Here is an 18,844-nt window from a genome sequence, read left to right as displayed (position 1 = left end):
GCGGAAATGGTGATCGCCGCCGATGCCGCGCCGTGATACAGTCTGCCTAGCGCATGAACCATGGGAGGTGGGAATGCGTGATGTCATATTCGCACTTGTGGCCGTGATACTCGCCGCCCCGAATGCGGCAGCCGAGGAGCCTCTTGTTTTCCATACGGCACAGTTCGAAGACGCCACCGTCGTCAGTCTCGGGCTCGTCAGCAACAGGATGACGGAACGGCCCGGATACGACTACGACGTCCTCATCTCGCTTTCGCAGACCGACGCCCGCAGTGGCTCGGTCTACAGCGATCCGGGAAAGCACCGGGCACTGGTCAAGTGTGGCGAACCGGCCAAGGTGTCGGTCAGGGGTGTCGACTACGCTGTACCCACGTCAGGCGCGGTGGGACAAGATTGGAAGGCTGACCTCTGGCGAGCGGTCTGCGAGACGCCGGTTTCGTAAGCCGGCACATGTTCCACACCTCGGGAACCCAACGCTCGCAACAGATACCAGACATCTATGGGCAGCCGCCTGCCCGGCAGGGCGGCGGATTTCAGGGACATCCATGAGGCGTCCGGGACCGGCGCTCGCAGCCGCGTGACCAAGTCGGACGAGATCACAAGTGAAGCGTCGAGCGATTTCGCCAGGATCTCCAGGCGTTGCGCCACGTTCACGGCGTCACCGATGACCGTGAACTCGCTGTGGCACCCGCTGTCCAGAACCCCGCCGACCACGGTGCCGTAGTGCAGCCCAATTGCCGCATCGAGGGCAGGGTAGCCATTTCGGACGCCGTGGTTCCTCCAGTCGTTGAGTATGTCGACCAGGTCGAGCGCACATGCGAGCGCCCGGTCCGCATCGTCTTCCGTGGGCCGCGGCTGTCCGAATACGGCCATGACGCCGTCGCCGATGAACTTGTCCACCGTTCCCCCACGGTCGAAGATCGTCTGCGAAACGAGCTGACGATACTCAGCGAGGACGAAAGCCAGTTCGCGGGCGGTGGCCGTTTCAGCGAAGCTCGTGAAATCGCGCAGATCTACGAACATGATCGCTGCGTTGCGGCGCTCCAAGCCGAGAGCCTCGCCCCGTTCCTGCAGTTCCGAGACGATCAGCGGAGAGAAGAACCGCGAGAGATTGTGCCGCCTCTGGTCCGCCCTGAGGGCCTCCTTGCGCGTCCGGTCGTGATCCCTCGCGAGCAGGTAGATCGCGAAGGCGGTGAAGCCGAAGCTGACCGTCAGGCCGAGGTCCTGATTGAAGAATGACGCCAGCAGCGACATGGCATCGGCGGTGTGGTGCCTGACTGCCGTGATCGCCAGCATGGTGACCCAAGCCACGAGAACGATGCCGGAAAACACGAGGACCAGGCGTCGCTCGAGCTGGAGTCCGGCGTGGTTGAGCAGGATGAAGGCGACGACCAGGCTGGTGGTGGTGAGATTGTGGTTCTCCGTGACCGGACCTGCAAGGATGTGCGCGTATAGGATCAAGGTGACGAGCAGCGCATCCAGTACGACGAAAAGCGTCTTGAGCCAGGAACGCCCAGGAACATACCGGGCTGTCGCCACCGCAGCGATGCTGATGACCAGATAGCCAATGACGACGATAGAGTGGGTGCCATCCGCCCCTTCATTACCGCCGAGCAGAAAGTTCGCGACCAGGATCGCGAGGGCGACGAACCGCAAGATGATCGAGCGGAATTCCCTTGCGAAGTCCCATTTTGGGTGAAGCGAAGACGTCATGTCCTACCGCGTAGAGGGAGATGCTTCCCCGGTCATCGGACGAAGCGAGGGAGGGACGCGACCGAATGCCGGCCGCGTCCCTTCCTTACTTAACCTGCGTGACGGTCAGCTTGCCGTTGACGCGCTCGGCGACGAATTCGATTTTCGCGCCTTCCTTGAGCTTCTCGATGATAGCGTCGTCCTGCACGCGGAACACCATGGTCATCGCGGGCATCTCGAGGTCCTTCAGTTCCTCGTGGATCAGCGTCACCTTCTTGGCCTTGGCGTCGACCTTTTTGACGGTCCCTTTGGTGAACTCGGCGGCGAGAGCGCCGGAGGCAATGCCGAAAGTAACGGCTGCAGTGATGGTCAGAGTGATAAGCTTTTTCATTCCAGTTGCCTTTCTCTCAGTTACTTGGAAACAACAAGATCACCGCGCATACCTGCGTCGTAGTGGCCTGGCTTTAGGCAGGCGAATTCAAACGTTCCGCCGTTGGTGAACTTCCAGATGATTTCTCCTGATTGCCCTGCGGCCAGGCTGATGGCGTTCGGATCGTCGTGTTCCATCTCTGGGAACTTCTCCATCACGGCCTTGTGCTCTTGGATGGTCTTGACTTCGTCGAGGACGAATTCGTGGTCCAGTTCGCCCACATTTTTAATCGAGAAGCGCACGGTCTTGCCCTTCTTGACTTCGAACTTGTTGGGTACAAAGATCATCTTCCCGTCGTCCGTTTCCTTCATGGTGACGCGAATGATCTGAGTTACTTTTGCCTTGTCACCTGGTTCTCCAATGGCCATGGCTTCATGTCCTCCGGAGTGGGAGCCGGAAGCGAACGCCGGAGTGGCAAGCGCGGCGACGAGAAGTCCGAAGATTGCAGCTTTCATCATGTGGTCCTTTGGTTGATTGAACATCGGTATGCGGGATCACCCGTGGTTTGAATGTTTCGGCGTGATCTGGGTCTTGGCGTCCTTGGCCTTCGGCGCGTCGGGAACTTCGCCCGTCCACTCCCAGGCCTGGGTTCCAGGCGGGTTTTCGTACCAGCCGGGATCGGTGTAATCGTCGGCGGAGATGCCTTCGCGGATTTTCACGACGGAGAACATGCCGCCCATCTCGATCGGACCGTGGGGGCCCCAACCGGTCATCATGGGAATCGTGTTCTCGGGAATTTCCATTTCCATCTCGCCCATGTCGGACATGCCGTTGGTACCCATCGGCATGTATTCCGGGCGTAGCTTTCTGATCTTCTCGGCGACCTTCTTCTTGTCGGCGCCGATAAAGGTCGGAATGTCGTGTCCCATGGCGTTCATCGTATGGTGCGACTTGTGGCAGTGGATCGCCCAGTCGCCCTCGTACTTGGCGTCGAACTCGTAGGCCCGCATCGCGCCGACTGGGATGTCGATGCTGACCTCCGGCCATCGCGCTTCCGGGCGCACCCAGCCGCCGTCCGTGCAGGTGACCTCGAAGTCGTAGCCGTGCATGTGGATCGGGTGGTTGGTCATCGTCAGATTGCCTACCCGGACGCGCACGCGATCGTTCTTGGATACGACGAGCGGATCGATGCCGGGGAAGATGCGACTATTCCACGACCACATGTTGAAGTCCGTCATTTCCATGATCTTCGGCACATAGGACCCCGGATCGATGTCGTAGGCGTTGATCAGGAATACAAAATCCCTGTCGACCGGCATGAACTTCGGGTCTTTCGGATGAATGACGAAGAAGCCCATCATTCCCATCGCCATCTGCACCATTTCGTCGGAATGCGGGTGGTACATGAAGGTGCCCGACTTCACGAGGTCGAACTCGTAGACGAAGGTCTTGCCTACGGGGATGTGCGGCTGCGTCAGGCCGCCGACACCATCCATGCCGGAGGGCAGGATCATGCCGTGCCAGTGGATCGTCGTGTGTTCCGGAAGCTTGTTGGTGACGAAGATGCGCACCCGGTCACCCTCGACCGCCTCTATCGTCGGCCCCGGCGATTGGCCGTTGTAGCCCCAGAGATAGGCGGTCATGCCTTCCGCCATCTCGCGCTCGACCGGTTCGGCGACAAGGTGGAACTCCTTGACGCCGTTGTTCATCCGATACGGAGCGGTCCAGCCGTTAAGGGTAACCACCGGATTGTAGTCAGGACCGGACGTCGGCCGGACCGGTGGTTGCGTCTCCGCCGTCTCCATGACGGCTGCTTCCGGAAGCCCCATGTTGGAGGTCTTCGCCCAGGCGGCGGTCGACACCAGTGCGGCGCTCGCCCCGAGTAACTGTCTTCTGTTGAACATTGTCGGTTCCTTTCTCAGTGGCCGCCACCGCCGCTTTCGGCGGCCGCCGCGACTTCCGTCTCGCCAGCAGCCGCGCCCGCGCCGCCGCCATAGATGGCGGGGGCAAGATTTGCCTCGGCCAGCCAGAAATCGCGCTTGGCGTTGACGGCAAGCAGGTTCGCATTGACTTTCTCGCGGCTGTCGGCGAGCAGCTCGAAGGTGTTGGTGATCATGGCGTTGTAGGTGAGGAGAGATTCCTCCTCGATCTTGGTGCGCAGCGGCACGACGCTGTTTCGGTAGTGCCGGGCGATGTCGTAGTTGGCGCGGTAGGCCTGGTAGGCCGAGCGCGCTTCGGAGCGGACGTTGACAGCCTTTTCCGCCAGGAGGTTCGCCGCCCGCATATAGGCGAGTTCGGCCTTGCGCATGCGCGCCTTGCCGCTGTCGAAGATCGGGATGACGAATTCGAGTTCTGCCTGTCCGGTCGTCTCGGTCTCGACCTCGCCATCCTCCTTCTCGCGTTCGGTCTCGAAGCCGGTGAGGAGTTCGAGGTCCGTGACGTAGCGGGTGGCTTCCGTCAGCCTGTAGGATTTCGCGGTCGCATCGAGATCGAGCTTCGCCATCTGCAGATCGACGCGGCGCTGGATCGCTTCCGCCTCGAGCAGGTCACGCTTCATTGTTCCCCTCGGTAACTGCGGCAGACGGTTCGGAACCTGATAGTCGATGCCTGAACCCCAGAGCCCCATCAGCCGCGTCAGCTCTTCCTTGGCGAGCCGTGCCTCCAGCCGCGACTTTGCCGTCTGTCCAGCCAACTCGGCATAGAACACATGCTCGCGGGACTGACCTTCTTTCGTGAGCGCGCCGCTCTTGCCAAGTTCCTGTGCAAGTTCGGAGGCCGCATCCGCGGCTGCCTGCGCTTGGTTGAGATGGGCCACAGTTTCCCAGGCCGCGACGGTATTTATCCAGGCACGTCGCGTGTCCGAGGCAAGCTGCAGCGTGCGGAGCGCCGCATTCAACTGCGCCTTTCGGAACTCGGTATCGGCGATGGCGATGTTCCGGTCTCGCGTTGCAAGCGCGAGAATATTGTTGGCGATCATGCCTTCGACGGTTTTGAACGCTTCGAGCCCCGGCGTGCCGATGCCCGTCAGCCCGACGGATACGGTCGGATTGACCAGCATCGTGGACTGCCAGGCGTCGGCTGCGGAGTCGCCGAGGTCCGCATAGGCGGCCTGCAGCCCCTTGTTGTTGAGGAGCGCGATCTGGACGGCGGTCTCGACGTCAATGGTTTTCTTCGCCATCAGCGTCTTCACGCGGTCGGAGACGACGCGTGCTTCCTGCTGGTTCTGTATCCAGACCGTCTGCTTGCCTGCGGCCTCGATGGTTTTGGCCTCGACCGAGGCAAAGCCGGCGTTCTTCGCTGCATATTCGCTGGCGGACACGCAGCCGCCGAGCACAAGCGGCAGGGCGAGGGCCGCAGCCAGTTTGACAGTGGCTCTCATCATGACGCGTCTCCTTCCGGAGTCTGCGCGTCGTTCTGGTTGCGCCACGGCTGGGGATCGACCGGAACGCGGTGGGTGTAGCCCGAAACCGGGCTCGTATATCTGAGGGGGCGGACCTGAGCCTGGGAGGCGGCGAGGTCGCCCGAGGCAATGACATCGGGAGGCAATGTGGAGGCGCATCCGCTCGCAAAAAGCGGCAGGGCGACCACGAAAAACAAAGGTTTCATGGTTTTGTCCGAATAGGAAATTGCAGCGGCGCTCGAGAGCAACCTTGCTCACGAACACTCCTGAGACCCGTGAGAAGAACGGGTGAGGTCCTATTCAGATGTTCGGAGGTCGGTGAAGCGGGGGGAGCTCGCCCGTGGTTCGGGCGTCATCAATGTATTCGCGGATGGAGGCAACCTGAGGGCCGCCCATCGGGATAGTACCCGTCACGATGGCCATGCTGACACAGAAGCTGCTGCAGCATTCCTGTTTAGCGGTCTTTTTGGCGGCATCGTCCGGCGACGATGCATGATTGCCATCGGAATGGTCGCCGCTGGTCATGTCATGATGATCATCGGCTTGACGTTGATGATCGTGGGATTGCACTAGGTCCGAATTGGACCACGATCCATGCATGGCGGCGGAGGCAGTCGGCAATGAGTAAACCGTCAGCGACATGACAATCGCCAAGCGGAGCAGAACCAACATCTTTTGCAATGTGATTCGAAACATACCCATGCCCGAGGACTACCATCGGTCCCGACGTTGTCAATTGCCAGCCGTATCAACACGCGATTCGCGTCGATAGTGTGGCACGGCTACAGCGGCAAACCTAATCCTGCAGCCCGATTCGAGTTCTAGAGCTTACAACGGTGGTAAGGTCAATTGGAAAAATTCGAACATGACTGTGGACTGATGGATGGTAGTAATTGCGGGTGATAGTGGAGCGGAGGTTCATCGCCTCGAGAGCCCTAAACCGTTAAGCTTGGACCAGGCCCGATGCTAGGCTTGAGCGCGTATCTGGGATTGTTCGCCGTCGCCTTCGGCGCGGCAACCCTGCTGCCGTTCCAGTCCGAACCGCTGCTGGTGGGTCTTCTTCTATCCGGAAAGTTCTCCACCTTTGGACTTATCGCCGTAGCGAGCATCGGAAACGTCCTCGGTGGCGTTTTCAACTGGGTTGTCGGGCTTTTCATCGACCGCTTCCACGACCGGCCCTGGTTTCCGGTGAAGCCGTCCTCCCTGGAAAGGGCCAGCGGATGGTATCGGCGCTATGGCCGCTGGTCGCTACTTCTCTCCTGGATACCGCTGTTCGGAGACGCACTGACGGTGCTCGCCGGGGTGTTGAGGGAGCCACTGTGGTCTTTTCTGATCCTGGTCACGGTTGCAAAGACCGGACGCTACCTTGTTCTGGCGGCGGCCACGCTCGGGACGAAGGCTGCCTTCGGGTTTTGAAATTTCCGGCACAGACAGTGCGGGAACTTTCGTCATCAAAGCGGGTTTGACGGCGAAAGGGAATCCGCCTCGATGCCGACCCTGACAACTATTTCCCGGTTCATCCGGATCGCGGTCCTTTGCTTCGCCACGGTGAACCTCCATGGTTTCGCGGCGGCGGCACATTTCCAGGCGGACCACCAATGCCCGTCGATAGTCCAGACGGATCATGAGGGCTTGCAGAAGACGGTCCATGCCGGGCCCTGCTGCCCAAAGGTTCATTGCTGCCCCATCCTGGAGGTGCCGTCCGAGAACATGTACGGCGTTTCGCGAACCCGGCCGCCGCTCCTTGCCGAAGCCGAGCCGTTTCTGCTGGTGCGTGCGCTCCACCCGCCGCCCAAACCTCAGCTCTCCTGAACAGACATCGTCAGCAAGTTCAATCGTAAGATGACAGGAGAATGAAATGAAAACGATCCTCAAGTTCGTGGTCGCCGCTGCAGCCGTCCAGACTATCAGTTTGGCTGCGACGGCGGCGTCCGCACAGATGACAATGCCTGAGGCCTGCAAAACCGAGACGTCGGCCAGCGGCGCCATGCAGATGCCGGGTGGAGACATGGGCCAGATGGCCGAACACCAGAAGGCAATGATGGAAGGGATGCGGGAGACGGAACCTGCCATGATGCAGGGCATGATGGCGAAGGATCCGGATGTCGCCTTCGTCTGCGGCATGATCGCCCACCACACGGCCGCCATCAACATGTCGGAGATCGAGCTGAAATACGGCGACGACCAGCAGGCGAAGTCGATGGCCGAGAAGATCATCGAAGCTCAGAAGAAGGAAGTCGAGCAGATGACAGCATGGCTCAGCGAACACGCCAAGTGAGCCCTCCTATTTCGTTGAAAGGAAAAACTGCCATGCATCAACATCAATCACCCGAACTGAAAGCCTGCATTGCCGAGTGCCTGGCCTGCTACCAGGAATGTCTCTCAACCTCGATGCAGCACTGTCTGGAAATGGGCGGTGAGCATACCGAACCCAAGCACTTCAGGCTGATTTCGGCTTGCGCGGAGATCTGCCGGACGGCGGCGCATTTCATGCTGATCGGCTCCGATCATCACAAGCACGTCTGCCGTGAGTGCGCCGAAGTCTGCACCGAATGCGCGGCCGACTGCGAGCGGATCGGCGACATGCAGAGCTGCGTCGACGCCTGCCGCCGATGCGCTGAGAGCTGCCGGAAGATGGCGGCCTAGCGGCGTATCGCAAGGAAACATCCGGTAGCGCACGCCGTTGGCGCTACCGGATGAAGAAAGGGCACAGCATGCGCACAGTGATCGTCGGCGCGGGCATTGCCGGATTGGCTGCCGCACAGGGCCTGAGTCTCCTTGGATGGGACACGGAGATCTACGAGCAGGCAGAGACGCTCGAACCGCTTGGAGCGGGCCTTAGTCTCAGCGCCAATGCGCTTCGGGCCCTGCGCACGCTTGGCCTCTACGATGCTGTCGCCGCGGCGGCGCAGCCGATTCGGCAGCTCGAGCTGCTGGACCAGGGCGGGAAAGTGCTGCAATCCACCGACTTCCAGGAAATCAGCCGCCGTTACGGCCATCTCGCGATGGCCGTGCTTCATCGAGGCGATCTCCACAAGGCGCTTCTTTCTGAGCTCCCTGACGGGACGGTCCGCACGGGCATGGAGTGTATCGGTGCTCGCGAAGTCTACGATCGCATCGTACTGGATTTCGCAAACGGCGAAGCAGTCGAGGCTGATTTCGTCCTCGCCTGCGACGGTATTCACTCTGCGGTGCGCAAGGCGCTTTTTCCGGAATCGCGTGAGCATTTTGCCCGATACACGTGCTGGCGGGCGATCTCGCCGGGCGTACCTCGCCGGATGAGGCCTGATCGCCTCACCGAGAGCTGGGGAGCGGGGAGGAGATTCGGCCTCGCCGCCTTGCCGGAAGACAGAATCTACTGGTTCGGCTGTTGCGGAGCCGAAAGGACAGATGATCCTGGCCTGGCTAAGCTCGATCTGGACGGCGTCAAGGCTTTCTTTGCAGACTTCCACGAGCCGATCTCTGAGGTGCTCGGTCGCACCCCTCCGGACTCGCTGATCTGGACCGACATTCGCGACCTCGATCCGATGCGTTCGTTCACGCGAGGCAAGGTCGTGCTGCTGGGCGACGCAGCCCATGCGGTGACGCCGGACCTCGGACAAGGGGCGGGTCTCGCCATCGAGGACGCCGCCGTTCTTGCCGCATTGCTGGGACGCCTTCCCATCGACCGGGCTCTGTGTGAATACGATGCCCGCCGGGTTGATCGGGCACGCCGCATTGCCACCGGGTCCCGCCTCTATGCGCGGGTCGCGCAATGGCGCAATCCGCTCGTCGTTCCGCTCCGCAATTTCGTGATGAGCAGCATTCCGCATCGCCTGATGGACCGGCAGCTCGATGCCGTCCTCGACGTGGGTTTCGAGCCCATCCGCGCAGCCGCCTAGATCAGAATTCCGGATCCCTCCGCGAGGTGCCCGACCTCGCCACCCTCCCTTCGGCAACGGATCAGCAGGAGGCTTTTGCTAACCGGCTCCCCGGAGCCCATTCGCGGCGTCCTTCGCCATCCGGTTGACGCACCATTGGGCGTAGATCGGTCCAAATAGCGGCCCCAGGAACCGTCCCGCGAGCGATGGCGGATACTCGTAGTCGATGAACACGCGCAGCCGTGAGGTCTCGCCAAGGGTATCGATCTCGAACCCCATTCGATAGGCACCGATGACGAGAAGGTTCGGGCGGCCGCGCGTCTCCCATACCTTGCGCAGCGGAGGCCGATGATCGGTGACTACCTCCTCCACGAAGAGCCTCACACCAAGTATCGTGCCTTCCATCCTGATGACGGAACCGATGGCGCGGCCTTGCGCCTCATCGAAATCATATGCCATCCGGCCGCCAAGCATCATCATCGACGGCTTCTGCATGTGCGAGCCCAGACCGGCCTGGTCGTCCAGGTGGTCAAAAAGCAACCCGGCGGGCATTGCGACATCGGCAATGGCTTGTGCCGCGTGCGTGTAGGTCATCTCAGGTCGTCCGTTTTCGTGTGATCGCCCTCATGTCCATGGCGATGAGCACCGTGGCCATGGAAGAGATGCATCAAGGGGCATGCGAGCAGCAGCAGGTAGGGTGCCAACCCTAATGCATGCTGCCAGTGCTCGCGGAGAACGAAGAACGCGGCGATCACAGCGAGCGAGGCGGCAAACAACGTCCATTTGCGATCCCAGGTCAAATCCGCGCACTCCTCAGCCTGAGCGAATTGCCGATTACGCTGACGGACGAGAGCGCCATCGCCAAGGCGGCGATGATCGGCGACAGGAGAAGCCCGAAGGCTGGGTAGAGGACGCCCGCGGCGATCGGCACGCCGGCGGCGTTGTAGATGAAGGCGAAGAACAGGTTCTGCCGAATATTCCTCATCGTCGCATGACTTAGCTGCCGCGCCCGCGCGATTCCCTGGAGATCGCCCTTGAGCAGGGTCACGCCTGCGCTCTCGATCGCCACATCCGTCCCGGTTCCCATGGCGATGCCGACGTCGGCGGCAGCGAGCGCCGGGGCGTCATTGACACCGTCCCCCGCCATGGCGACCACCCGGCCTTCCTGGCGCAGCCGAGCAACGATCTCGCTCTTGTGATCCGGAAGCACCTCGGCCTCGACCTCCTCGATCCCGAGTTTGCGCGCGACGGCATTGGCGGTGGTTCTGTTGTCTCCAGTCAGCATGACCACGCGGACGCCTTCACTCCGGAGTGTCTGCACGGCGTCGGGAGTCGTCGTCTTGATTGGGTCGGCAATCGCGAACAGGCCGACAACACGTCCGTCCATGGCGACAAAGATGACGGTGGCTCCTTCGCCGCGCAGGGCTTCGGCCTCCTTTGCAAGGGCGGACACGTCGACTCCGGCTTCCTCCATGATTCGGTGGCTTCCGATGATCAGCTTGCGTCCTGCGACAGAGCCGGTGACGCCCTTGCCGACCGGACTGTCGAAGTCTTCCGCCTTCCCGAGTGCCAGGCCACGTTCCGTGGCGGCATCGACGATGGCGCTCGCGAGCGGATGTTCGCTGGCACGCTCCAACGTCGCCGCCAATCGGAGAAGCTCGTTCTCGTCCAGTCCCTCCGTCGTGGCGACCGATGTCACCTTGGGCTTGCCTTCGGTGAGCGTTCCGGTCTTGTCGACCACCAGCGTGTCGACCTTCTCGAAGCGCTCCAGTGCTTCGGCGTTCTTTATCAGCACACCGACGCGTGCACCCTGTCCGACACCGACCATGATCGACATCGGTGTGGCCAGACCAAGTGCGCAAGGGCAGGCGATGATCAGGACTGCGACAGCGGCGACAAGTCCGTGCGTGAAGCGCGGCTCCGGGCCGAGCCACATCCATGTGGCGAAGGAGATTATGGCAATCGCGATGACAGCGGGAACGAACCAGCCCGAGACTTCATCGGCCAGGCGCTGGATCGGAGCGCGCGAGCGCTGGGCTTCCGCCACCATCTGCACGATCCGCGACAGCATGGTATCGCGCCCCACTTTTCCAGCTTCCATGACGAAGCCACCCGTCTTGTTCATCGTGCCGCCGATCAGATTGGCACCCACCTCCTTGGTGACGGGCATCGACTCTCCTGTGACCATCGATTCATCGACCGAACTGCGGCCCTCGATGAGTGCACCGTCGACCGGGACCTTCTCGCCCGGCCGCACGCGCAGCCGGTCGCCGACGGCGACGGCTTCGAGCGGCACGTCCTCGTCTGTCCCGTCGTCGCGGATGCGGCGGGCCGTCTTCGGCGCGAGATCGAGAAGCGCGCGTATCGCGCCTCCCGTCTGTTCCCGCGCACGCAGTTCCAGAACCTGACCGAGCAGGACCAGCACGGTGATGACGGCAGCCGCCTCGAAATAGATCGCGACCGCTCCGCCGTCGGAACGGAATGTGGCGGGGAACAGGCCGGGCGCTATCGTCGCGATCACGCTGTAGACCCAGGCCACGCCCGTGCCCATTGCGATCAGCGTGAACATGTTGAGGTGCCGCGTGACGATGGACCGCCATGCCCGTTCGAAGAACGGCGCACCTGCCCATAAGACCACGGGCGTTGCAAAGACGAGCTGCAGCCAGTTCGATGTCTGGGCATCAAGTAACATATGCAGGTCGACAAGGTGGCCCCCCATCTCCAACGCCAGTACGGGCAGCGTGAGAGCGAGGCCGATCCAGAATCTCCGCCGCATGTCGACGAGTTCGGGGTTTGGCCCCGTTTCGGCGGTCACTACCTCCGGCTCCAGCGCCATGCCGCAGATCGGACAATTGCCGGGTCCGATCTGCCGAACCTGCGGATGCATCGGGCAGGTGTAGATCACCCCCTCGGGCTCATCCGAGTTCAAATTCCTAGCAGGAGAAGCGACAGCGTTCCCGGCATGTTGATGATGGTGGTGGTGCTCGTGACCTTGGGGGCGGTGTTTCGGCTCGTCCATAGCAACCAGCTCCGTGACGGTGCTCGCTCATCAGATCGAAGATAGAGCCCACAACTTCAGGGCCAATGTGCGTTGGCTCGATCTACGCCCAAAAACGAACAATCTCGCGTGATCTCGCTCGGCCCGTGCAGGCACCCTGCCGCGCGGTCGCAAGGCTCGCCTTGACCTCGATCAATCGAAGGTTCGAAGAGGGTGTCGAAAGGGATAGTTGAATGGTGCCAAAGATGATGACGGCGTTTGGCCTGGTTCTCCTAGCGGCTGCCGTTGCTGCCGTCTCTGCGGAGGCGGCTCCAGACGGTTCATCAGACAACCTCGTGCAGCAAAGACAACGGGACATGAAAGCGATGGCGAATGCAGCCAAGACCATCGACGCCATGTTCAAGGGATCGTCGGCTTATGACGCCAAGGCGTTCAAGGCCGCCGCTGAAACCATCGGGTCTCATTCGGGGGAAAGGCTGTCGTATCTTTTCGAAAAGTCCACTGCAGCACCCGGTTCCAAGGCCAGCGCCAATATCGGAGCCGAGCGCCGGACGTTCGACAAGCTGGCCGCCGACCTTGGCGTCTATGCTTCCACGCTCTCGGCGGCGGCAGACCGTAACCCGGATGTTCTCAGTCCGCAGATGCGCATGCAAGGCGGCGATCTGATGATGGGCGGTCCACTGGCCAGGAAGGCGGGGGTGCGGGATATCTCGTCGATGTCCGCCGAGCACGCGTTTCACCTGATGCTCCAGACCTGCACCTCCTGCCACGCCAAGTTTCGCGTGCGGGCAGAGTAGCCGGCGTGTGTGGAGCTACGGTCGATTGGCGAGCTGGCTCTGCTGTTTGCGCCAGCCGTAGCGCGTCAACCCGCGCGGCTTGTAGATCGAAAGCACCGTCGCCGTGATCAGCACGACTATGCCACCAACGGCATGGACCGCGAGTGAGCTTCTCAAACCGAGAAGATCGGATTCTGCCAGTCCTTTCGTAGCAGCCGCCGCAACATAGCCGATCAGGTCCAACTGCAGCAGCAGGACCACAGTGGTCAGAACGGTCAACAGGAGTTTGGCAAGCACCCAGTAATGGCGGAACAGGCCCCAAACGGTTCCGAGTGCCTGGATCAGTCCCGTCAGGAGCGACGCAAGGACGAGCGGAACTATGACTAGCCGCGCAACGGCGTCCATCGCCACATAGAGGCTTCGCGCCGTCGGGGCATCCGCGCTGCCGAGGCCGACCAGCCCGAGTGCGAGGAAGCACGCCACCGCGCCGAGGGAACTGACGGAGGAGATGACGTGCACGACGAGGGTGAACTTGCGGAGCGCTGGAGGCATCATCATGGACCGTCACCTGCTGGCGGCATTCCGGTATCGGGCGACATGTGGCGGCCTGGGCCGTGCGGACCACCGATATCGAAGACGACGATCATCGCGGTCAGCAAGATCAGCACAGCGGCAAGGATCCCCGATATTTTCACCCAGCGCGGCATGCCGGGATAGTCGTTTCCCTCAGCCATCTCGATATCTCCGCCTTCTGATCTCGCCGCCTCATTTTGACGGTCTCACCGCAAGTTGGTGTTCTTCGACCAATCAAAATTTACGAAAGATTTAGGTTAATTTTGTCGATCTGAAACGGCCTATTTCGATCTGATAAAAGACAGCTACAACTGTACCTGGCGCCCATCTAGCCGTGTTCAATCCCTTCAGGCTCAGCCACGGATCTTCACAGTGAACACTACTGTCGTTTCAAGTTCTGCGTATTTCCCAACAGCGCAAAGTCCCTTGGCTGAAACTGCAGAGAAGGTGCAGTCCAGGGCGGTTGGACCAGACGTACTTCGGTCATTGGCGATCCTGCTCGTTATGCTCGTGCATCTCCCCGTCGAGGCGACGCCGTCCTTTCTGGTCGGCGTGCGTACCTATGCATGGCTGGGCGTTGACATCTTCTTTGTGCTGAGCGGCTTTCTGATCGGAACGCAACTCTTCAAGGAGGTCTCGCGGACGGGAGGGGTTAACCTGAAATCCTTCTATCTCCGCCGCGCCTTTCGGATCTTCCCGGCGTTTTTCGTTGTTCTCGGCCTTTATGCCGTCTTCCCCGTTGTTCGGGACGCCCCGACCATGCAATCGGTCTGGAGCTTCGCGACGTTCACCGTGAATTTCGACTTCGATCCCCGAGTGGGCCGCGCCTTCTCGCAGGCATGGTCGCTTTGCGTGGAAGAGCATTTCTATCTGGTACTGCCGCTCCTCGTGTTGCTCCTGCATCGTCGGATTAGCATGAGCTGGACGCTTCTGATCGCAGGCGCGATAGTGATCGGAGGGATGATCCTTCGATACATCATCTGGGAAAGCCAGGTCGGCGTCCTTGTCGAGACCGACAAGCTGAGGAATGCCTTCGCGGTATATCTCAGGGACGTGTACTACCCGACTTACACCCGCCTGGACGGCCTCATGTTCGGTGTGATCCTCGCTGCAGCGAGGTTTTTCAAGCCGGAACTCTGCAAGCGTTACGCGCCTCCGCGTGTTGCTTTGCCCGTCGGCGTCGCCCTGGTCGTCGCGGCACTTGTGGTCTTCTCGATCCGCGGTCCACTAGCGGGAACGGATCTCTTTCTCGTCTTTCAGGCGCAGCCAGGTGCGGTCGCCGGTTTTCCGCTCATCTCGATCGGGATCGCTCTCATTCTTGGCGCTATGCTCGACGTGGAGCATGTTCTGAAACGCTGGCCGATTCCGGGTGCTGTGACCGTCGCTACCTTGTCCTATAGCCTTTATCTGACCCACAAGTCGGTCTTCCATATTGATAGGCTTATCTTTGGGGAAGAGAACCTTCAGGGCGATTTCGGCTTCGCGGTCTATCTGGCGACCAGTTTTGCGGCGGCGACCGTGCTCTGGTTTTGCGTGGAGAGAACGTTCCTCCTCCTTCGGGATCGTGTTCTCTCTTCGAAATGACGATGGGGTCCGCTGGCGAAAGAAGGCGTACGTCGATTCCAATGCATCACAAGGCGCTCAGGCCGAAACGCGAATTGACTCCGGGCTTCTTGCCATCCGCCGAGTTGGCGATCTCTTCAATGATCGGACATTCCGGCCGGTCATCCCCATGGCAATGGCTGGCGAGATGCTTCAGCGTCTTCGTCATTTCCTGGATAGCGGCGATCTTGCGCTCCAGTTCGGCAATGTGTTCCAGCGCCACCGCTTTGACATCCGCGCTGGTTCTGGATCGATCGCGCCAAAGCGCAAGCAGTTCCTTGATCTGCTCGACCGAGAAGCCGAGATCGCGGGCGCGCCGCACGAACTGCAGCGTGTGAACGTCGTTGTCGCCGTAAACCCGATAGCTGGACGCGGTCCGAAGAGCAGGGCGGATCAGCCCGATCTGTTCGTAATAGCGGATCATTTTGGACGAGACGCCACTCGCCTTGGAAGCTTGTCCGATGTTCATGTGTTCATCCTTTCATTGCAGGCGTCCGGCAATGCCGGACGCCTTGAGTGTTCTCAGGCGGGGTTGACCGACCGCAGCCGCAGGGCGTTGCCGAGGACGAAGACGCTCGACATCGCCATCGCCGCCGCCGCAAAGATCGGCGAGAGCAATGTGCCGTTCAGTGGATAGAGCACGCCTGCCGCCACCGGGATCAGACTGACGTTGTAGGCGAAAGCCCAGAACAGGTTCTGCTTGATGTTGCGGATCGTTGCCGCGCTGAGGGCGATCGCCTTCGGCACGCCGTTCAGGTCTCCGGACATAAGCACGACGTCGGCGCTCTCGATCGCGATATCGGTGCCCGTGCCGACGGCGATACCGACATCGGCCTCGGTGAGAGCGGGGGCGTCGTTGATGCCGTCGCCGATAAAGGCGACCTTGCGCCCGCCCTCGCGCAGCCGCTTGACCGCATCGACCTTGCCGTCGGGCAGGACCTCGGCGACGACCTCGTCGATCCCAAGCTGCCTGGCTATGGCGTCGGCTGTGCGGCGGTTGTCGCCAGTGATCATCGCCACCTTGAGGCCAAGAGCATGCAGAGCCTTGAGCGCCTGCGGCGTCGTATCCTTGATCGGATCGGAGACGGCGATGATCGCAGCGATCCGGCCTTCTATGGCGGCATAGAGCGGAGACTTGCCGCTATCGCCGAGCCGCTCGGCCTCTTCCGTGAAGTTGGAAACGTCGATCCCGTGCTTCCGCAACGCACGATCCGCTCCAACAAGAACTGCCACACCCGATACAGTTCCCCGAACACCAAAGCCGGGGTTCGCCTCGAAGTCGGCGGCGGGAACCAGTGCCACACCCTTGGACTTTGCAGCCGACACGATCGCCTCCGCGATCGGATGCTCCGAGTGGGCCTCCAGGCTGGCGATGAAGGACAGCACCTCGTCGGCTTCGAACCCGTCGGCCACGACGATGTCCGTCAGCTCGGGACGTCCCTTCGTCAGCGTTCCGGTCTTGTCGAGCGCGATCACATCGGCTTCGCGCAGGCTCTGCAGTGCTTCGCCCTTGCGGAAGAGGATACCGAGCTCGGCCGCGCGTCCCGTGCCGACCATGATCGAGGTGGGTGTCGCCAGGCCCATGGCGCAGGGGCAGGCGATGATCAGAACGGCGACGGCGTTGACGAGCGCGAATGTCAAAGCGGGCGAGGGACCGAAGATGTACCAGGCGGCGAAGGTCAGCACGGCCGCCAGGATGACGGCTGGGACGAACCAACCGGTCACCTTGTCGACGAGCGCCTGGATCGGCAGCTTTGAGCCCTGTGCGGCCTCGACCATCTTGATGATCTGCGCGAGCAGCGTTTCGCTGCCGACCTTGGTCGCCTTGAAGGTGAAGGAGCCGTTCTTGTTGATCGTGCCGCCAACGACCTCGCTCCCTGCAGCCTTCTGAACCGGCACCGGCTCTCCGGTGACCATGGATTCGTCGACATAGGAGCTGCCTTCGATAACCTTGCCGTCGACCGGGATCTTCTCGCCGGGTCTGATCCTGATGACGTCGCCGACGACGACATCGCTGATCTGGATTTCAACGAACTCTTCGCCATGTGCAACGAAAGCGGTTTTCGGCTGCAAGCCCAGAAGCCGCTTGATTGCCTGGCTGGAGCGGCCCTTGGCTCGGGCTTCCAGGTAGCGGCCGAGCAGGATCAGCGTGACGATGACGGCGGCCGCCTCGTAGTAGACGTTTGCCGTGCCGGCGGGTAGCAGGCCGGATGCGAATGTCGCGACGACGGAATAGCCCCAGGCAGCGGTCGTGCCAAGCACTACCAGGGAATTCATGTCCGGCGTCCAGCGCAGAAGGTTTGGAACGCCCTTCCGGAAGAACCTCATGCCGGGGCCGAACAGGACTACGGTGGCGAGCGCGAACTGCATGTAGAGATTATGGCGCATGCCGATGTTCTCCATGATCCATTCGTGCACGCCCGGGAGGAAGTGCGAGCCCATCTCGACGAGAAAGAGGGGCAGCGTCAGCAAGGCCGATAGGATCACCAGCCGCTTCAACTTGCGGCTTTCCAGCTCCCGGCGATCCTCCGGCTCCGCCATTGCGTCGGAAGCCTTGGCCTTTCTGACCTCGTATCCCGCGTCTCTGACGGCTGCCTCGAGGGCGGCGACGTCGACGCCTGAAACGAGCCGGACGGTGGCCTTTTCGGTCGCGAGGTTCACCGCAGCATCGGTGACCCCTGGCACAGCTTTCAGCGCCTTTTCCACCCGTGAAACGCAGGAGGCGCAGGTCATGCCTTCGATGGCGAGTTCTTGGGTGGCGATCTTCGGCTCGTAGCCAGCCTTCTCGATCGCGCGAAGCACGCCCTCCGCATCGGGCGCTCCCCTGAATTGCACCGTCGCCCGTTCGGTCGCCAGGTTGACGTTCGCCGAAGCGACGCCGGGCACCTCCGCAATCGCCTTCTCCACGCTCCGGACACAGGAGGCGCAGGTCATGCCCTCGATATCGAAGTCGGCCGAGACAGGAACGGATGTCGTCTTTTCGATCTGTGACAATGAAGTCATCGGAGCAGTCCTCGTTACAACTGCACCATCAGATAATCCTTCCAACAATGGTAAGGTCAAGAGCGATGTGCCAAACTTGCCATGATCATGGCCATTACTATCACCACCGTGTATTGCTGGCGCCGCAGGGACCGGACAAGCAGGACGATCAGGGTCAGGATGCCCCCGACAGTGCGCCCAAACCGGCACGCGCGTGGGAAATTGCCGGGGAGGCCGGACTGGACGACAAAAGCAAAGCAGGACGCCGTGTCGGCGGATGTCGATAGTGTGATTGCGCAGGATGTCGCCGACGTGAAAGCCGCGAACGTGACGGGAACACCGACATTCTTCGTAAACGGGAAGCCGCTGGCGTCATTTGGCCCGCAGCCGTTGATGAATCTCGTCAAGAGCGAAGTCGAGACAACGAGCTAGCCGTGGCAGCGACGGAGCAGTCCCAGAGTTTGGCACGGGTCGCCGCTCGCGACCGTGACGAATAGGGACTCTTTCGATGCCATGTCGCCGCTTCCAGAAGTCAGCCGCGCCACGCAGTAGTCGGTAGCACATGACATCTGGCCGCAGCATTGGGATGTG

The 18,844-nt window shown here is 61.3% G+C and carries 23 protein-coding genes; 9 read left to right on the top strand and 14 right to left on the bottom strand.

Translation table 11 applies throughout. The annotated features are described in order from the left end of the window. Nucleotides 1-73: 73 nt before the first annotated feature. Complete coding sequence (locus tag ACFHWW_RS26295; RefSeq protein ID WP_379941826.1) at nucleotides 74-442, top strand: hypothetical protein; 369 nt, start codon at nucleotides 74-76, stop codon at nucleotides 440-442. Here ACFHWW_RS26295 and ACFHWW_RS26290 read toward each other — a convergent pair. The 7 genes from ACFHWW_RS26290 to ACFHWW_RS26260 all read right to left on the bottom strand — a co-directional run bounded on the left by ACFHWW_RS26290 (nucleotide 358) and on the right by ACFHWW_RS26260 (nucleotide 6,164). Continuing rightward, nucleotides 358-1,713 (bottom strand): adenylate/guanylate cyclase domain-containing protein, encoded by a 1,356-nt coding sequence (locus ACFHWW_RS26290; protein ID WP_379941824.1) that lies wholly within the window; start codon nucleotides 1,711-1,713, stop codon nucleotides 358-360. The genes ACFHWW_RS26295 and ACFHWW_RS26290 overlap by 85 nt on opposite strands. Before the next feature lie 85 nt (nucleotides 1,714-1,798). Continuing rightward, nucleotides 1,799-2,083, bottom strand: a complete 285-nt coding sequence (locus tag ACFHWW_RS26285) for a copper-binding protein (RefSeq protein ID WP_379941822.1) — start codon at nucleotides 2,081-2,083, stop codon at nucleotides 1,799-1,801. Nucleotides 2,084-2,103: 20 nt separating this feature from the next. Beyond that, nucleotides 2,104-2,577, bottom strand: a complete 474-nt coding sequence (locus ACFHWW_RS26280; protein ID WP_379941820.1) for a plastocyanin/azurin family copper-binding protein — start codon at nucleotides 2,575-2,577, stop codon at nucleotides 2,104-2,106. 39 nt (nucleotides 2,578-2,616) lie between these two features. Next, a complete protein-coding gene (locus ACFHWW_RS26275; protein WP_379941818.1) occupies nucleotides 2,617-3,966 on the bottom strand; it encodes a multicopper oxidase family protein in 1,350 nt (449 codons plus the stop codon). A gap of 14 nt (nucleotides 3,967-3,980) precedes the next feature. Then, nucleotides 3,981-5,444 (bottom strand): TolC family protein, encoded by a 1,464-nt coding sequence (locus tag ACFHWW_RS26270; RefSeq protein WP_379941816.1) that lies wholly within the window; start codon nucleotides 5,442-5,444, stop codon nucleotides 3,981-3,983. Further along, nucleotides 5,441-5,668 (bottom strand): hypothetical protein, encoded by a 228-nt coding sequence (locus ACFHWW_RS26265; protein ID WP_379941813.1) that lies wholly within the window; start codon nucleotides 5,666-5,668, stop codon nucleotides 5,441-5,443. The genes ACFHWW_RS26270 and ACFHWW_RS26265 overlap by 4 nt, the downstream gene beginning before the upstream one ends. 94 nt (nucleotides 5,669-5,762) lie before the next feature. Next, on the bottom strand, nucleotides 5,763-6,164 hold the full coding sequence (locus ACFHWW_RS26260) for a hypothetical protein (RefSeq protein WP_379941811.1): 402 nt from the start codon (nucleotides 6,162-6,164) through the stop codon (nucleotides 5,763-5,765). A gap of 261 nt (nucleotides 6,165-6,425) precedes the next feature. Here ACFHWW_RS26260 and ACFHWW_RS26255 point away from each other — a divergent pair, with 261 nt between their 5' ends. The 5 genes from ACFHWW_RS26255 to ACFHWW_RS26235 all read left to right on the top strand — a co-directional run bounded on the left by ACFHWW_RS26255 (nucleotide 6,426) and on the right by ACFHWW_RS26235 (nucleotide 9,343). Further along, nucleotides 6,426-6,878 (top strand): YqaA family protein, encoded by a 453-nt coding sequence (locus tag ACFHWW_RS26255; RefSeq protein ID WP_379941809.1) that lies wholly within the window; start codon nucleotides 6,426-6,428, stop codon nucleotides 6,876-6,878. Between the two features lie 72 nt (nucleotides 6,879-6,950). Beyond that, nucleotides 6,951-7,274, top strand: a complete 324-nt coding sequence (locus tag ACFHWW_RS26250; RefSeq protein WP_379941807.1) for a hypothetical protein — start codon at nucleotides 6,951-6,953, stop codon at nucleotides 7,272-7,274. Nucleotides 7,275-7,320: 46 nt separating this feature from the next. Continuing rightward, the gene (locus ACFHWW_RS26245; protein ID WP_379941805.1) at nucleotides 7,321-7,740 is read left to right on the top strand and encodes a DUF305 domain-containing protein; all 420 of its coding nucleotides are present in this window, start codon (nucleotides 7,321-7,323) and stop codon (nucleotides 7,738-7,740) included. 32 nt (nucleotides 7,741-7,772) lie between these two features. Continuing rightward, nucleotides 7,773-8,108 (top strand): four-helix bundle copper-binding protein, encoded by a 336-nt coding sequence (locus ACFHWW_RS26240; protein WP_379942124.1) that lies wholly within the window; start codon nucleotides 7,773-7,775, stop codon nucleotides 8,106-8,108. 68 nt (nucleotides 8,109-8,176) lie between these two features. Further along, on the top strand, nucleotides 8,177-9,343 hold the full coding sequence (locus ACFHWW_RS26235) for an FAD-dependent monooxygenase (protein ID WP_379941802.1): 1,167 nt from the start codon (nucleotides 8,177-8,179) through the stop codon (nucleotides 9,341-9,343). Between the two features lie 78 nt (nucleotides 9,344-9,421). Here the strand turns inward: ACFHWW_RS26235 and ACFHWW_RS26230 are convergent, their stop codons facing one another. Genes ACFHWW_RS26230 through ACFHWW_RS26220 form a run of 3 tightly spaced genes read right to left on the bottom strand, consistent with a single transcriptional unit; the run spans nucleotide 9,422 to nucleotide 12,341 of the window. Then, nucleotides 9,422-9,916, bottom strand: coding sequence for an SRPBCC family protein (locus ACFHWW_RS26230; protein WP_379941800.1), 495 nt, complete (start codon nucleotides 9,914-9,916; stop codon nucleotides 9,422-9,424). Further along, complete coding sequence (locus ACFHWW_RS26225; RefSeq protein ID WP_379941798.1) at nucleotides 9,913-10,122, bottom strand: DUF2933 domain-containing protein; 210 nt, start codon at nucleotides 10,120-10,122, stop codon at nucleotides 9,913-9,915. Before ACFHWW_RS26225 ends, ACFHWW_RS26230 begins: the two co-directional genes overlap by 4 nt. Continuing rightward, nucleotides 10,119-12,341 (bottom strand): copper-transporting P-type ATPase, encoded by a 2,223-nt coding sequence (locus tag ACFHWW_RS26220; RefSeq protein WP_379941796.1) that lies wholly within the window; start codon nucleotides 12,339-12,341, stop codon nucleotides 10,119-10,121. Before ACFHWW_RS26220 ends, ACFHWW_RS26225 begins: the two co-directional genes overlap by 4 nt. 212 nt (nucleotides 12,342-12,553) lie before the next feature. On the opposite strand from ACFHWW_RS26220, the gene ACFHWW_RS26215 reads away from it, so the two are divergent. After that, a complete protein-coding gene (locus ACFHWW_RS26215; protein ID WP_379941794.1) occupies nucleotides 12,554-13,117 on the top strand; it encodes a cytochrome c in 564 nt (187 codons plus the stop codon). A gap of 15 nt (nucleotides 13,118-13,132) precedes the next feature. On the opposite strand, the gene ACFHWW_RS26210 is transcribed toward ACFHWW_RS26215, so the two are convergent. Both ACFHWW_RS26210 and ACFHWW_RS26205 read right to left on the bottom strand, forming a co-directional pair. Beyond that, nucleotides 13,133-13,654, bottom strand: a complete 522-nt coding sequence (locus tag ACFHWW_RS26210) for a hypothetical protein (RefSeq protein WP_379941792.1) — start codon at nucleotides 13,652-13,654, stop codon at nucleotides 13,133-13,135. Further along, nucleotides 13,651-13,830 (bottom strand): hypothetical protein, encoded by a 180-nt coding sequence (locus ACFHWW_RS26205; protein WP_379941790.1) that lies wholly within the window; start codon nucleotides 13,828-13,830, stop codon nucleotides 13,651-13,653. Before ACFHWW_RS26205 ends, ACFHWW_RS26210 begins: the two co-directional genes overlap by 4 nt. A 265-nt stretch (nucleotides 13,831-14,095) precedes the next feature. On the opposite strand from ACFHWW_RS26205, the gene ACFHWW_RS26200 reads away from it, so the two are divergent. Beyond that, complete coding sequence (locus tag ACFHWW_RS26200) at nucleotides 14,096-15,253, top strand: acyltransferase family protein (protein WP_379941788.1); 1,158 nt, start codon at nucleotides 14,096-14,098, stop codon at nucleotides 15,251-15,253. Between the two features lie 46 nt (nucleotides 15,254-15,299). On the opposite strand, the gene cueR is transcribed toward ACFHWW_RS26200, so the two are convergent. After that, nucleotides 15,300-15,740, bottom strand: coding sequence for a Cu(I)-responsive transcriptional regulator (gene cueR, locus ACFHWW_RS26195; protein ID WP_379941786.1), 441 nt, complete (start codon nucleotides 15,738-15,740; stop codon nucleotides 15,300-15,302). A 53-nt stretch (nucleotides 15,741-15,793) separates the two neighbouring features. Next, nucleotides 15,794-18,274 carry a heavy metal translocating P-type ATPase gene (locus tag ACFHWW_RS26190; protein ID WP_379941784.1) on the bottom strand — a complete coding sequence of 827 codons (2,481 nt, stop codon included), beginning with the start codon at nucleotides 18,272-18,274 and terminating at the stop codon, nucleotides 15,794-15,796. Between the two features lie 81 nt (nucleotides 18,275-18,355). Between ACFHWW_RS26190 and ACFHWW_RS26185 the strand changes: the two genes are divergently transcribed. Beyond that, the gene (locus tag ACFHWW_RS26185) at nucleotides 18,356-18,685 is read left to right on the top strand and encodes a DsbA family protein (RefSeq protein WP_379941782.1); all 330 of its coding nucleotides are present in this window, start codon (nucleotides 18,356-18,358) and stop codon (nucleotides 18,683-18,685) included. Nucleotides 18,686-18,844: the final 159 nt, after the last annotated feature.

The sequence above is a fragment of the Sinorhizobium sp. P24N7 genome, from assembly GCF_042436655.1.
Classification (GTDB): domain Bacteria; phylum Pseudomonadota; class Alphaproteobacteria; order Rhizobiales; family Rhizobiaceae; genus Sinorhizobium; species Sinorhizobium meliloti_A.
Note: the sequence above shows the minus strand (reverse complement) of the source record. Positions and strands in the feature narration are given on the sequence as shown.